8 protein-coding genes are annotated in these 15,336 nt (G+C 49.5%); 3 read left to right on the top strand and 5 right to left on the bottom strand.

Going from position 1 to position 15,336, the window contains the following annotated elements:
* Positions 1 to 58: 58 nt before the first annotated feature.
* The 4 genes from AC1W8Y_RS12030 to AC1W8Y_RS12015 form a co-directional block, all read right to left on the bottom strand.
* Positions 59 to 1,390: an extracellular solute-binding protein gene (locus AC1W8Y_RS12030; protein ID WP_482014724.1), complete on the bottom strand. Its 1,332-nt coding sequence runs from the start codon at positions 1,388 to 1,390 to the stop codon at positions 59 to 61.
* A gap of 85 nt (positions 1,391 to 1,475) precedes the next feature.
* A complete protein-coding gene (locus AC1W8Y_RS12025) occupies positions 1,476 to 2,507 on the bottom strand; it encodes a CDP-6-deoxy-delta-3,4-glucoseen reductase (RefSeq protein ID WP_482014723.1) in 1,032 nt (343 codons plus the stop codon).
* A gap of 51 nt (positions 2,508 to 2,558) precedes the next feature.
* Complete coding sequence (gene parC / locus AC1W8Y_RS12020; protein WP_482014722.1) at positions 2,559 to 4,868, bottom strand: DNA topoisomerase IV subunit A; 2,310 nt, start codon at positions 4,866 to 4,868, stop codon at positions 2,559 to 2,561.
* Positions 4,869 to 4,877: 9 nt separating this feature from the next.
* The gene (locus AC1W8Y_RS12015) at positions 4,878 to 6,839 is read right to left on the bottom strand and encodes a DNA topoisomerase IV subunit B (protein WP_482014721.1); all 1,962 of its coding nucleotides are present in this window, start codon (positions 6,837 to 6,839) and stop codon (positions 4,878 to 4,880) included.
* 253 nt (positions 6,840 to 7,092) lie between these two features.
* Between AC1W8Y_RS12015 and trxA the strand changes: the two genes are divergently transcribed.
* Both trxA and rho read left to right on the top strand, forming a co-directional pair.
* The gene (gene trxA, locus AC1W8Y_RS12010) at positions 7,093 to 7,419 is read left to right on the top strand and encodes a thioredoxin TrxA (RefSeq protein WP_482014720.1); all 327 of its coding nucleotides are present in this window, start codon (positions 7,093 to 7,095) and stop codon (positions 7,417 to 7,419) included.
* A gap of 92 nt (positions 7,420 to 7,511) precedes the next feature.
* On the top strand, positions 7,512 to 8,768 hold the full coding sequence (gene rho, locus AC1W8Y_RS12005) for a transcription termination factor Rho (protein WP_482014719.1): 1,257 nt from the start codon (positions 7,512 to 7,514) through the stop codon (positions 8,766 to 8,768).
* Here the strand turns inward: rho and AC1W8Y_RS12000 are convergent, their stop codons facing one another.
* Entirely contained in the window at positions 8,769 to 12,407 is a 3,639-nt protein-coding gene (locus AC1W8Y_RS12000; RefSeq protein WP_482014718.1) for a YhdP family phospholipid transporter, read from the bottom strand.
* Positions 12,408 to 12,543: 136 nt separating this feature from the next.
* Here AC1W8Y_RS12000 and glnE point away from each other — a divergent pair, with 136 nt between their 5' ends.
* Positions 12,544 to 15,324 (top strand): bifunctional [glutamate--ammonia ligase]-adenylyl-L-tyrosine phosphorylase/[glutamate--ammonia-ligase] adenylyltransferase, encoded by a 2,781-nt coding sequence (gene glnE, locus AC1W8Y_RS11995; protein ID WP_482014717.1) that lies wholly within the window; start codon positions 12,544 to 12,546, stop codon positions 15,322 to 15,324.
* Positions 15,325 to 15,336 lie beyond the last annotated feature (12 nt).

The raw sequence follows: 15,336 nt of genomic DNA, 5'->3' as shown, positions 1-15,336 counted from the left end.
CGTCGTTGGACGTGAAATCAGGGGTTGGCCTTCACTTAGGCAGTCGTATAGCTAACAACTATTTTTTGGCCTTTTTAGCTGCTGATGGAGGTGTGCTTTGAGGTGCTTCATTTGACAACATTTTGGCGTCTTCAATCGCCATCGTTAAGGCTTTGACTGGCGGAACTTGCCCAGAGAGTGCTGCATCGAGTTGTGCGCTCAGCATGGGTTCTATGCGAGCATAACCACTCAAACGAAACCCTCGATTCGTCTTGCTGGTTGCTTGGCGCATGTTTTCAACAATCAGTTTCAGACCCGGAATGCTGTTATAGAAAGAAACGTCTGCTGCGCGCGATGCAGCATCGTTTAGCGGCAAGAAACCAGTCTGTTGATGCCACGCTGCTGCAATCACAGGCTTAGACAAATAGGCAAGAAAACTTGCTGTTGCTTTGTTCTGTTCAACGGGCTGTCCACTGGTTATCCAAAACGCCGATCCGCTGACAAATGGAACCCCGGGCTTGGTGGTTACTTGATCGTAATATGGCAAAGGAGCAACACCAAACTTTAAATCTTTGGTCGCGACAAACTGCCCCAGCGAACCAGATCCGGTCGTCAGCACCGCACACTTCCCTTCTGAAAACAGTCCGTCCGGTTGATTGCTGTTGCTATTGACAGAAAATATATTGACCTTTTTCCAGCTCACCATGAGCGCCATATGGCGCATGTAAAGCGTATCAAAATTGAGTGCAACGCCCTTCGCATTATCGAGACCATTGTTTGGGGTAGCGTACAGCGAATTGTTCATCGACGCCAAATTTTCGAGATGCACAGAGACTTGTTCACTGGTTGCGTAGGGACAGTCGTAATAGGCTTTGTCGCGAAGCAACAGCAATTGCGCTTGCAACGCAGACCAAGTCGCACCAGGCGCGTTAGGATCCAATCCCGCTTTCTTAAAGGCATCAACGTTGTAGAACATCACAGGGATTTCCGCCATAAACGGAAACGCCAGTAACCGATTTTGTTTGTCGCGAATGAAACCGCTGGTTTGACCCAAAATAGAGTTCAAGTCTGAAATCGGATATTTCTTTGCAAACTCATAAAGAGGGAGGATGTCGTGATGATTTGCAATGACATCAGGCGAACGATTGTCATCAATCTGCACCAAGTCAGGCTTACGCTTTGCAGCTAAAGCACGTGATTCTGGGCTGGCAAGCGCCGTCTGATCGACAAACGCCTTTAATTCGACTTTGACATCGCTTTGCTCTGAATTGAACCTTTTGACGATCTTCTCAAACTCTGCGCGGTTAGCTGGGTTAAGCGTATGCCACACCTCAATTTCGGTGGTTGCTTGAGAGAGCGCACAGATTAAGCTGGCACTAAGGGTGGCAATAAGACGAGTGGGGTAAGACAAGCTGGTAATCCTCATAAGGCACTACAAAGTTAATGAATGGAAGTTGGCATCGAACAAATGCAACCGGCATGCTTGGCACACTCGATCAAACGTCCTTCGCAGAGGTAAACGCATCTGCAAAGAACGCATCTTCGGGTAACCGGCATTTTGCCGAAAAGTCTTTACGGGCCGATTCGACAACAATGGGTGCCCCGCACGCATAGATTTCAAATTGTTGCATATCAGGAAAATCTTGTATGACCGCATGGTGTACAAATCCAGTGCGACCAGTCCATGCATCTTCTTCCAAAGCATCAGACACCACAGGAACGTACGTAAAGTCTCGCAAATCGCGGGCCCACCCTTTGGCTAGCTCGTCCAAGTAAAGGTCAGCTGGTCGACGACCACCCCAATATAGATTGATGGGTCTCTGAATACCTTGGTGAATCATATGTTCGACGATTGACTTAATGGGTGCAAAACCGGTACCGCTTGCCACCATAACGATGGGCTTTTTTGAATCTTCTCGTAAAAAAAATGAACCAAACGGACCTTCAAATCGAAGAATTTCGCGTTCTTTCATCTGTGTCGCGCCACTGCCAAACACATGATCTGTAAACAAACCACCCGGCATGTGTCGAATATGCAATTCAAGCGTCGCAGCATCGTGCGGCGCATTTGCCATGGAATAACTACGACGCTTACCGTCTTTCAGAAGTAATTCAATGTACTGGCCTGCATAAAAACGAAACGTCTCTGTTGCCGGCAGCTGCAGTGTCAGGATTTTTACATCGGGCGCAGCCGTATGTATTGCAGTGACACGAACGGGGAGCTTGCGAATCTGGATATCCGTGGCAAATCTAACCTCTCGCGACTCGATTACCATGTCGGAGGTGGGTTTCGCCTGGCAAAACAAGGTAAAACCAGCCTCAATATCTTCAGCACTCAAGATTTGTGCCGGACTTGTACCCGCCTCATAGGTACCACGCACGACTTTGCCACGGCACGTAGAGCAAGCGCCACTTTTACAACTGTAGGGCAACACGATACCGGCAGCCAGCGCAGCGTCAAGCACAGATTGATCTGGCTGAGCGTTGAATTGATGCTGACTTGGTTGAATGGTGATTTGAAAAGACATAAAAAGCTAACCTGAGTTTTTGGGATGGGCAGATTTATAGCACTGTCGCCATTAAACCACTGGAGACAGAACAGGGTTTTTAGGTCGAGCGTCGAGCAGTTTGCCCTTACGGGCACGCTTTGAGACATACGACGCTAAGGAAGCCCCTTGAAGCAGGTCTTCGACTTGCTTGTTTCTATAGAGTCCGGTCGCTCTCAAACCTTGACTTGAGATAGGCACGCATTGCGACAACGCATCTGACTCGTCAATGATCATCAGAATGGTTCCTCGCCCGCCCCCAGATAGCGTTTTAACCTCGTCAAGCGCAATCACGAGGAGTTTGCCTTTTGCAGAGAAAAGCGCAACGTGGGTAGCACCCGGGATCGGCCGTGCCGGGCGTAACAAAGTATCCCCGGTCTCGAGCGTGACGAACTGTTTACCAGCTCGCTGACGGCTAGTCATGTCGGTCAGTTTCGTTGAAAAACCAAACCCTTTCTTGGTAGTCAACAGCCACTGTTGCTCAGCAGCAGACGCAATCATGTGCTCTATCCGGCTACCGGGCGTCAAATCAATCATTGAGGTTACCGGCGCGCCATCACCTCTCGCTGACGGTAAACCAGAAACAGGGACAGAGTAGACTCTGCCGTTGTCACCAAAGGCAATGAGCGTATCAGTGCTTCTACATTCGAAGACGCCATAACAATCGTCTCCGCTTTTAAACGTAAATTGAGTCGTGTCGTGACCATGACCTTGCCTCGACCTCAACCAGCCTTGCTGCGACACAATCACGGTGACAGGTTCATCAACAATTTTGACTTCTCGCACAGCGCGCTCAGCCACTTCGATGAGCGTACGTCTATCATCACCATATTGTTTAGCGTCCGCCTCAATTTCTTTTGTCACCAACCGTTTCAGTGCAGAGGGCTGCTCTACTAACTCTTGCAGACGTGCTTGCTCAGATTTTTTATCGGCGAGTTCTTGCTCAATCTTAAAACCTTCAAGCTTTGCTAACTGACGCAGACGCATATCCAGAATGTCATCTGCCTGCCGCTCGCTCAGCTTGAATCTTGCCATCAGCGCTGGCCGCGGTTCGTCGGATTCACGAATCGTTTGAATCACCTCATCGACATTGAGGTAGACCAGCATTCTGCCCTCGAGCACGTGGATCCGATCAGTAACCTTGTCCAAACGAAAACGAGTTCTTCGAAGGACGGTCGCAAGACGAAACTCAACCCATTCGCTGAGTGCTTCTCGCAGCGGCTTTTGTCTGGGGCGGCCATCAGTGCCAATACAAACCAGATTAACGGAGACATTGGTTTCCATGCTGGTTTGAGCCAACAAGGTAGTGACAAACTCATCTCGATCTATCTTTGAGGTTTTAGGTTCAAAAACGAGACGCACACCCGCGTCTTTACCCGACTCGTCTCGAACGGCGTCTAGCAAGGCCAACATTTGGGTCTTGGTTTGCTGCTGCTCTGGGGTCAGTGCTTTTTTACCTGTTTTTACCTTCGGATTCGTTAAATCCTCAATTTCCTCTAAGACCCGTTGGCAAGAGGCGCCGGGAGGAAGCTCATGGACCACCAATTGCCATTGCCCACGAGCCATTTCCTCGAACTGCCAACGTGCCCTGGCTTTAATTGAGCCGCGCCCCGTTTGATAGACAAGAGCGATGTCTTCAGGCGAGGTAATGATTTGTCCTCCCCCTGCGAAATCCGGCCCAGGCACCAATTGCAATAGCTCTGTTTCAGATAGTTTGGGCTGTTTAATCAGCGCAACGCAAGCTTGAGCGATTTCTCGCAAGTTGTGCGATACGATTTCGGTTGCCATACCCACAGCAATCCCTGACGCGCCATTAAGCAACATGACAGGTAGTCGAGCAGGTAGCATTGCAGGCTCTTGATGACTACCATCATAGTTAGGGACGAAATCTACTGTCCCCTCATCTAACTCGTCCAGTAACACTCGAGCAAGCGGTGTCAACCTTGCCTCGGTGTAGCGCATCGCCGCTGCATTATCCCCGTCACGCGAACCAAAATTACCTTGACCGTCAATCAGCGGGTAACGTAGCGTGAAGCTTTGAGCCATTCTGACCAAAGCCTCATAAGCGGCTTGGTCCCCATGAGGGTGATATTTACCAAGTACATCACCGACCACGCGTGCCGACTTAACAGGGCGTGATCCCGATTGAAGCCCCATCGCCTGCATGGCGTAAAGAATTCGACGTTGAACAGGTTTTTGTCCATCACCAACGTCGGGTAAGGCACGACCTCTGACGACAGAGACCGCGTAATCGAGATATGCTTGCTCGGCATATTTGCCGAGTGTGATCGATTCACTTGATTCGCCCTGATCGAACAGGTCCGGTTGTAATACGTCGTTCATTCGCTTGCCTTAAATATCTAACTCGGCGAGATTGCCTTTCTCTTCGATCCAGCTGCGTCTTTGTCCGGACTCGCCCTTACCCATCAGCATGTCAAACATCCGTGTCGTCGATACAGAATCCATTTCGCCATAACCGACTGGCAGCATTCGACGAGTATCGGGGTTCATGGTGGTATCCCATAATTGCTCGGGATTCATCTCACCGAGACCTTTGAATCGGCTGATACCCCAAGAACCATCGCGCACATTTTCTTGACGCAATTTATCTTCTAAGGCCTCGAGTTCCCCTGCATCCAAGCAATAGATTTTTCGAGCAGGCCGTTTACCAACCGCCGGTACATCGACTCTGAATAATGGGGGGCGTGCAATGTAAACGTGGCCTAATTCAACGAGCCTTGGGAAGTGCTTGTAAAAAAGTGTCAACAACAAGACTTGGATGTGAGAGCCGTCCACATCCGCGTCAGACAGAATACATATCCTGCCATATCGCAAACCAGACAAGTCGGGTTGGTCGTTTGGTCCGTGGGGATCAACGCCAATTGCAACCGCAATATCGTGAATCTCGTTGTTGGCGAACAATCGATCACGATCAACCTCCCAGGCATTCAAGACTTTGCCTCTCAAGGGGAGAATCGCCTGAAACTCTTTATCTCGCCCCATTTTCGCTGAGCCGCCCGCTGAGTCGCCCTCGACTAAGAACACCTCGGTTCTTGAAATGTCGGTTGACTCGCAATCAGTGAGTTTGCCCGGAAGCACAGCGACGCCTGAACTTTTACGTTTTTCAACCTTTTGTGCGGATTTTGCCCGGGCTTGCGCTTGTCTAATGGCAAGTTCAGCCAGTTTCTTACCGAATTCAACATGGGTGTTTAACCACAGCTCGAGTGACGTCCTCACGTAACCACCGACCAGACGAACGGCATCACGACTGTTTAACCTTTCTTTTATTTGCCCCTGAAACTGAGGGTCAAGCACTTTGGCCGACAAGACAAAGCTTGTGCGGGCAAAGACATCATCGGGAAGAAGCTTGACGCCCTTTGGCATCAAACTGTGAATTTCAGCGAATGCTTTAACCGCTGTAAACAGGCCGTCTCTGAGACCTGCCTCGTGCGTACCACCAGCTGGTGTCGGAATGAGATTAACGTAAGACTCTCGAATTACATTGCCCTCGTCGGACCACGCTACCACCCATTGGGCGCCCTCGCCCGTTGCAAACGATTCATCGTCTGCGCGTGCAAATTGCTCTCCCTGAAACAATGGCACTTTGAGCTCTATCCCAGCCAGGGCTTCATTCAAATAACCAGCCAAGCCCGCTTCGTATTGCCACGAACGGGTCTCTCCCGTTTTCTCGATATGCAGGGATACTTTAACGCCAGCCATCAAGACGGCCTTGCTGCGAAGCAGATGTGTCAACTCTGCGAGAGGGATTGCTGCCGAGTCAAAAAAAACGGGGTCGGGCCAGGCACGCACTCGTGTGCCCGATTTTTTTCTTGCCAATGCCGGTGCAGGACCAAGAGGCGTCGTGACATCACCGTTGGCAAACTCCATTCGGTGACAGCCTCCCTCTCGCCAAACGACAAGTTCAAGGCGCTTGGATAAGGCGTTAGTGACAGACACACCCACGCCATGCAGACCACCAGAAAATGCGTACGCGCCCCCGTCTTTCTTATCGAACTTGCCCCCTGCATGTAGACGGGTGAACACCAGTTCAGCCACGGGCGCCTTTTCCTCTGGATGAAGGCCAACAGGGATCCCGCGCCCATCATCTTCAACGGTCACGCTGCCATCCTGATGCAGGGTTAATTGGATATGTTTACCGAAACCAGCCAGGGCTTCATCGGCAGCGTTATCAATGACCTCTTGAATAATGTGCAATGGGCTTTCCGTCCGGGTGTACATCCCTGGACGTTGGCGAACGGGTTCTAACCCCTTCAACACGCGGATCGATGATTCGTTGTAAGACGTCTTACTCAAGTTATCCCCAATTGTCTGTGGAAAAAGCACTGCATTTTACGGAAAATACGTGCAATAACGCGCATATCACCAGAGAGGATAAAGAATGCTCAACGCTGTCAGCAGAGCCGTTCGGCGAAATGCGCAGCCTCGGTATTGTCCCACCCTCAAGCGCATCAATGGGATGATTTTTACCTGTTAGTCTTAATGTTATGCTCTAATCTGCTGTATTAATGTCATAAACTTTAGCAGTTGTGCTTTGCAGGGAACAATCATGAGCGAAAACATTCAGCATGTCAGCGATGTCAGCTTCGAGGCTGATGTGTTAAATTCTTCTGAGCCAGTACTGGTGGATTACTGGGCTGCTTGGTGCGGTCCGTGCAAGATGATTGCACCAATTCTTGAAGAACTTGCAACAGAATTCGCTGGTCAGGTGAAAATCGCGAAGGTCAATGTTGACGAAAATCAAGAAACTGCGGCAAAATTCAATATACGTGGCATCCCGACCTTGATGTTATTTAAAGACGGTCAGGTTGCGGCTACCAAGGTTGGGGCGTTATCCAAGTCACAACTGAGCGATTGGCTCAAAAGCGCGATTTAAAGTAAAGATACCGCGCGCGGGTCCGTCCGAGGCCCGCCATTTTTCTTCTAGTTGTATCCCTCCCACCCCAAGATCTTTTTTTACGCACATCAATGCACCTTAATGAACTGAAGGCGCTGCACGTCTCGCAGCTACTAGAAATGGCCGCCGGCCTTGAAATAGAAAACGCTAACCGGCTGCGCAAGCAAGAGCTGATGTTTACCATCATGAAGCGGCGTGCGAAACTGGGTGAGCAAATTTTTGGCGACGGCGTGCTAGAGGTTTTACCTGACGGTTTCGGTTTTTTACGATCACCCGACACCTCGTATTTAGCCAGCACAGACGATATTTATATTTCCCCCTCACAGATACGTCGCTTTAACTTGCACACGGGTGACTCGATAGAGGGAGAAGTACGGACACCCAAGGAAGGCGAACGGTACTTTGCTTTGGTCAAAGTAGACAAGGTCAATGACTTCCCGCCCGAAGCGATGAAACATCGCATCATGTTCGAAAATCTAACGCCTCTGCATCCCGATAAGGTCATGCCACTTGAGCGCGATATCAAAAGCGAAGAGAACCTGACGGGTCGGATTCTTGATATCTTCGCGCCGATTGGCAAAGGGCAACGCGGTTTGATTGTGGCAAGCCCCAAATCCGGAAAAACGGTGATGATGCAGCACATTGCGCATGCCATCACAGCCAATTTCCCTGACGCTGTCATGATAGTGATGCTGGTCGACGAACGTCCGGAAGAAGTCACTGAGATGCAAAGAACGGTGCGAGGCGAAGTGGTTGCTTCGACCTTCGATGAGCCAGCGACCCGTCACGTGCAGGTGGCAGAAATGGTGATCGAGCGAGCAAAACGTCTGGTTGAAATGAAGAAAGATGTTGTTATCTTGCTTGACTCGATTACGCGTTTGGCACGGGCTTACAACACCGTTGTCCCGGCATCAGGTAAGGTGCTAACGGGTGGGGTTGATGCTAATGCGCTACAGCGCCCCAAGCGTTTCTTTGGTGCAGCCCGTAACCTAGAAGAAGGCGGTTCGCTAACCATTATCGGCACAGCGTTGATCGAAACCGGCAGCCGGATGGATGAAGTGATTTACGAAGAGTTCAAAGGCACGGGTAACTCTGAAATTCACCTTGAACGTCGCTTAGCAGAGAAACGCGTTTATCCAGCGATCAATCTGAATAAATCTGGCACGCGTCGTGAAGAGCTATTGATTAAGCCAGATCTCTTGCAAAAAGTATGGGTCTTACGAAAGTTTATCCACGGCATGGACGAAGTCGAGTCAATGGAATTCATCCTTGACAAGATGCGTTCGACGAAGAACAACGCCGAATTCTTCGATATGATGAAAAAATAATTAGCGTGGTGCTCCTTCCGCGCCTACCGCAGAAGGACTCGCACCAATGGGATCCAATTTGGGATCGTCCCAGGGACCGGTTACTTTGTATTGTGCAGTCAGTGCATTTTCGATTGGTCGACGCAATACATATTGAGTCACTAGGGCACCAAGCCCCACAAACGGGTTAACCACGAAACCCGATGCCACTGCGGTGCCGCTCATATCAAAAATTGGCTTCACGTCTGCATGCATATCCCATTGGCGTTCTTTCAAATCAGAGTTGCCCTTTAAGACGATCTCTGCCACCGGAGAAGACGTCGTCAAATCTTCTGTTGAGACGACCCCGTTTTTGATGGCGAATTTGCCACTAATGACATTCCACGGGTATCCATTTTGAAAAACGGTGCCTGCTTTGAAATTCAAACTAAATAAGCGTTGCAAGGATTGAACAGACAACAATTCAAGCAATTTGGCGCTGCGCGAATTTAAATTCTCAAACACGCCGTTTTTTAAATTGATATCAGCCTTGCCCGACAAACCCGCATAATCAAAAGCCCAAGGAAAATTGCGCCAGTCGATATCGGCATTCAAGACCCCTACCCCGTCTTTTACATGCCCTGGATAGCCCATGTAATTGGTCAATCCGCCCAGATCCGAGATGTTGAGCTTGCTCGTTAAGGTAACACCCCGCTGTGCACTGGGTATCCGAAGAACCCCACTGGCCTCTAAAGTGGCATAAGGATTAACGACGTGAAGGCTTTCAATATCCCACTTTTTGCCTCGCTCACTACTTGACCCTTTTAAACTGAACTGGCCAAGCTTGGTGCCGTACATCGTCAAGTCGTCAATCGTGAGATCGATCGACGGAATATCTGAAAATCTGTCATCTTCGAGGGCTGCGTCAATTGCACTTGGCTTGATCTGATCAGGGTCAGTATCGGTTTTGACAACTTCGGCGGCCGACCCGTAAACCACTTTTGACAATCTGACGGTTAATTTGCCAATCTTCGACGCACTGCCTTGAACCCATTCGGCCGTGCCACCCGTTTCTTGAGAATTTAGATTCGCCAGCCACACGCTCGAAGGTAATATTTTATGCTCGAGCTTGAGATCAACATCGCTGAGACCAACGTCTCCCCACACCAAGTGCTGGGCATTGAGCTTGACTTGCGTCAAAGGCGGTAAGAACTGCTCTGAAGTGACTTTGGGGGGCTTTTGAGATTTTTCAGTGGGTGCGAGCAACGAACTCCAGATATCCGCGTCAACCGTCGGCAGGGTCATTTCGACCGCTAAACCGCTGCTGGGCAGCGTGCCCACACGATCGTAAGTAATTACCCCTTTGTCAAACAGGGGCGAACCGTGTTTAGTCGACGTACGTTCGAATCGACCTTTCAAGCGAGGTCCGTATGAAACAAACAAGCTTTTGCGTTGATCAGCCTCTTTGCGTGTGCCGACATACTTGATAATCAATGGCACATCCTGTTCGGCAGATTTGCCAAACGGGCTAGGTAACTTAAGGCTCAATCCTTTCAGCGATGACGTGAGTGATACGTCGATGCCGCCATTGGCGTTTAGTTTCATCACGCCTTTATATTGCAAATCACCGGTCACTAGGTCTTGCAGCGAGGCGCCAATCATTTTATGGACCCAGGCAGCCCCTAGCTCACCGTCGACCTTAACGACACCATTTTCGTGATCGAAACTGCCGTCGACGAGGATCTTTCCATCGAGCATCTGTGCTCGGACGTCTGTGAATTTTGCAGTTTCTCCGGAGAAATCAATGCGACCGCTCATGTTCTCAATCAGTGGCAAATCCTTGGATAACTCAAGCGATTCACCATCCATGGCAATATGCCCACTCGCGTCAATCTCTTCAGGTCGGAAAAGGTTAACGACCAAGTCAACAGGCACAGCCAAAGATCCCGTTAATTTTGCATCAGCAAGCCCTTCCCCAAACCGCTCTGCCAAGGGGGTCTGCACAATCGTTTCGATATAGCTCTGTCCAGCACCGACGGTATTGACGTGCAATCGAATGAACGGGTCGTAGTAGAGGTCTGCGATACTCGCCGTTGCACTGCTTATCTTTACTCGATCTTTGCCTGTCGATTTAAAAAAACCAGTTTGAACGTTGACATCAACCCCCAATCTCTCAAATTTAAAAGCCCCGTTAAGCTCTTCCAAGACAGGCCAACCGGCAATCAGTTTGGTGGGGGGTGCATAATCGAGTTGAATGTTTTTTAACTGACCCTCAATCCTAAACTGCCCAAAATTGCCACAGTCGTTGAACGGGAAGTACGACAAATCGCCCGCAAGTTTGACTTTAGACTGGATAAATTCACCAGACAGAAATGCCTGATGCAACCAATCACGGCTTTCTTTCTCGACCAGCGTCGGGAGATAGCGATACAAATAATTGGCGTCAAGATGTTCAATCAAACCGGTGACATCCGCAAAGCCAAGACCCAATACACCACCGGCATGCCAACTACCTTGCAAGCTAAATGCCGTTGCGCTGTTTTTCACCGCCAATTTGGTGAAGTTAACCGATGCACCGGTAAGATTTAATATATTAATGGTTGCATCAACGTCGACTTGGCCGAGATCAAGCCGGTTGGGCTCAAACATCTGACTGGTTAATCTGGCGCCTTGCAATGCACCGCTGATATGCACCCCTTTACTGTGACCGGCACTTGAGACCAGCAACGGCGACTCAACCTGAGGAAGAATATCGGCTAACAGACCTTTCAACCTGGCTTTTAATTGCTTGGCTTGAAATGTTGAGGAACCAACGGAGACATTGGCATTCTGTGCCACCACGTCAAGCGTCGTTTCGCCAAGTTGGCCGTTGTGAAATTCAACCCAAGCCCTAGCGCCATAGGTACCTGCAACAAGAGGTAAGTCGAACCATTCTTGGAGCGCCTCAGGCTTAAATCTGTCAATTTGTCCGAAAAGCTCAAGTTTTCGCCCGAGAGCTGGCACATATTGAGTAAATGCCTGATCCATACGCATCATGGCGGATACTTGCCCACCCAGCTCTGGGGGTGCCTGCGCTGTCAACAGGATTTGATGGCTCAGTAAACCATTTTGAACGGTGAGATTGATGTCGGATATTCTTAGGGATCGGCCTGGCCTCACCTCGTCCGTCCAAACCAGATTGGCATTTTTTAATTCAAGTAATTTTTGATTGAGTATCCAACTCACCGCAGGGACCTGCAATGGGTGATTGACTTGACCTGGATCAAACGGGGGCAATTCAATGCCAAGCAACACGAGGGTACCGTCGGCTCTTTTAAATGCCGTCAGACTCAAGTCATGAATGCTAAGCTGAACAAAATCTGGAGCACCTAAGAAAATGCTTGACCAGGAAATCACCCCATCCAATTCAGGTATTTTGAGTAAATTCGTGCCGTCATGATTGGTAACAGACAGCTGTTTCAGGGACAAAACCGGGTGTAAGCCCGTCCATTTGGCCGAGATGTCATCGATTTGTACATCGGCATTCATGACGAGTGACAGTTTGCGTTCTATCAGCGGACGCCAACGGTCAATATCGGGTAAGACGAGATATTTAACACTGAGCATTACCCCTGCCGACAAAAAATAGGTGGCAATCAACAGCACGGGTAACACACGCAGGATTCTTCTGAGGACTAACAAAACCGTATCTTTTTATCGTAAAAAAACAACTTCACTTGCAGTTTATCAATGAGCAGTGGATTTGCGTCCTGACGTTCACTTATAACCCAACCAAGTTGTAAAGTTCAGCAAACGCGCCAATTTAACAGGTAGAAATATGTCTATTGTAGACAAAGCAATGTTGTGGTCTGGGACGCTACGCCGTTTGGCTCAAGGAGACCTCGTTTTTGTCGATTGGCTTGAGTCGCAGGCGCACGTTGTGCTTAATCGCGACGTGATTCAGACTTGGTTTGTAGAGCTGAGTGGTCAGCCCGTGTCAGCCGCGACGTTAAATACTGAGCGCTGCCGAAAAGTCCTGCGACTGCTACGGAAAAGAGTTTTTTTTCTGTCGATGGTGAGAGACATTGGTGGCCTGGCGACGTTAGAGGAAGTCACTGGTGCCATGACCACACTGGCAGAAATCGCTGTGCAACAGGCGTATCAGACCTGCGCTCGGGAGCTTGCAGAACGCTGGGGTGAACCTATCGACCCTCAGACGCAACTGCCTCAAGAAATGATGATGATTGGTATGGGGAAGCTAGGCGGTAGCGAGCTAAACGTGTCATCAGATATCGATTTGGTCATGCTGTACGACGAAGAAGGAGAAACGTCGGGGCCAAAAAAAATCAGTAACCATGAGTTTTACGTCAAACTCACTCAATTAATATTGCCGATCCTTTCTGCGTTCGACGGGGACGGTCAGGTATTTCGGACCGACTTACGGCTTCGTCCAGATGGCGATTCTGGTGCCTTGGCCTGGAGTCTTAGCGCGTTCGAACACTATTTATTTACTCAGGGTCGGGAGTGGGAGCGCTATGCTTGGCTCAAAGCGCGCGTGCTGCCCGCGAAAGCGTTTAAAAGTAGTCAACCAGACGAAGCGATTAAGAGTTTCGAGGGGATGCGCTTACCCTTTGTGTTTAGAAAATATTTTGATTTTGACGCACTGGCGGCATTGCGGAATTTGCGTGCTCAGATCAGACAAGATTGGGAAAAGCGTGCCTCAGGCCGAGCAGGCTTAGACGTCTCGTCTAACATCAAGCTGGGCGATGGTGGAATTAGGGAAATCGAGTTTCTCGTTCAGCTCACCCAGTTGATTAGAGGTGGGCGAACGCCTTTACTGAGAGAGCGTAACCTCATCAAAGCGCTGCACAGTCAGGTTTTAAACAAATTGTTGGATCCGGACATTGCCGATCAACTCGAACAGGCATACCGATTTTTAAGAAAAACAGAGCACTTGTTGCAATACCGAGAAGATGCCCAGACACATTTGCTGCCAAAAGATCCAGAAACTCAGAGCGCTCTTGCCGCGGCCATGGGCTTATCAGAAAAGTTTTTTTGGGAAACACTGTCAGCGCATCGTTCATTTGTTTCTAGCCAATTCAAGCAGGCGTTTAGAATCGCCGGCCTGAGCGATGAAACCGACGTACTGCCCTCACCCGCCGCAGACTTTATCAGCACTCATCACTTGTTTTCAGTTCCGCTGGCATCGGCTATTGCTAAATTTGGGCATCAACGCGAAGAGTTATCGACCCGGCTCAAGCTCTTTTTTCAAAGCCATCGAATCCAATCATTGACCACGCATAGCCGACAACGACTCGAATCCATTTTAGTCAGTGCCCTGGCAGCCTCAGCTCAAACTGAACACCCCTTGGCGACGACCTACAAAATGATGGATTTTTTAGAGACAATTGCGCAGCGCAGTGCCTATTTGGCTCTGTTAGCGGAGTATCCAGGGACGCTTAACAAGCTCACGCGACTGATGGCTGCAAGCCCTTGGGCGGCACAATACTTACTCAGACATCCCATGTTGCTCGACAGCTTGATCTCATGGTCAAGCATGATGCAACCCATTGAGTTCGATCAACTGCGAGATCAACTGAAAAAAGATCTGGATCAATGCATGCTCGGTGACGGACAACCGGATGTTGAGCAACAAATGAATCTGATGCGAGATTTACAACATCAAATCAGTTTCCAATTGCTCGCTCAAGACCTTGAAGGATTGCTATCGGTCGAACGTCTGTCTGATCAACTTTCATCGCTTGCCGACCTGTTGTTGCAAGAATCGATCCATCGCGTCTGGTCTTTAGTGGTCAAGCCCGGCGTTGATGATACGCCAGTATTGCCAAGGCTTGCGGTCATTGCCTATGGGAAGCTTGGCGGTAAAGAGTTCGGCTATTCGTCTGATCTTGATCTCGTCTTTCTGTACGAAGATCAAAGGGAAAGCGCGCAAGAGCAGTATGCCAAGCTGAGTCGTCGTTTGACCTCTTGGTTGTCAACGTTGACATCCTCTGGGCGAATGTACGAGGTTGACCTAAGGCTAAGACCTGATGGTGAGGCCGGTTTATTAGCCGTTTCGGTTGACGCTTTTGAAACTTATGAAAGAGAGCACGCGTGGGTGTGGGAGCATCAGGCCATCACGCGTGCACGCTTTTGTGCAGGCGATCTCGACGTTGGATTGAAGTTTGAGGAAATTCGCAGAAACATTCTCTGCCGTGAGCGGGATCCGGTTGGACTGAAGCAAGAAATTTTGCTGATGAGAGAAAAAATCACCGCTGGCCATCCTAATCGTAGTGGGCTGTTTGACATCAAACATGACCCCGGGGGGATGGTTGATTTAGAATTCGTGACTCAGTATTTGGTACTTCGCTACGCGAAAGATCATGTTGGTTTGATCGAAAATCTTGGCAATATTGGATTGCTTAGCCTGGCTGCCGAGGAAGGGCTGATTGATGCCAAACTCGCGTCAATTGGTGCAAACAGCTATCGATCCCTGCGCCATCGACAACATCTACTTCGTTTGCAGGGTGCCGACAAAGCTCGCGTTCCGACGACTGAATTGGTGTTCGAGCGAGAGTCGATTCAGAATTTATGGAAACACGTGTTTGAGACAAAATAGCAATCTCAAATT

It is taken from the genome of Jezberella sp., from assembly GCF_964834465.1.
Note: the sequence above shows the minus strand (reverse complement) of the source record. Positions and strands in the feature narration are given on the sequence as shown.

What these genes read in the sequence shown, in the direction of transcription:
- AC1W8Y_RS12025 (WP_482014723.1), bottom strand. Translation starts at nt 2,507, where the DNA reads ATGTCTTTTCAAATCACCATTCAACCAAGTCAGCATCAATTCAACGCT.
- parC (WP_482014722.1), bottom strand. Translation starts at nt 4,868, where the DNA reads ATGAACGACGTATTACAACCGGACCTGTTCGATCAGGGCGAATCAAGT.
- trxA (WP_482014720.1), top strand. Translation starts at nt 7,093, where the DNA reads ATGAGCGAAAACATTCAGCATGTCAGCGATGTCAGCTTCGAGGCTGAT.
- rho (WP_482014719.1), top strand. Translation starts at nt 7,512, where the DNA reads ATGCACCTTAATGAACTGAAGGCGCTGCACGTCTCGCAGCTACTAGAA.
- glnE (WP_482014717.1), top strand. Translation starts at nt 12,544, where the DNA reads ATGTCTATTGTAGACAAAGCAATGTTGTGGTCTGGGACGCTACGCCGT.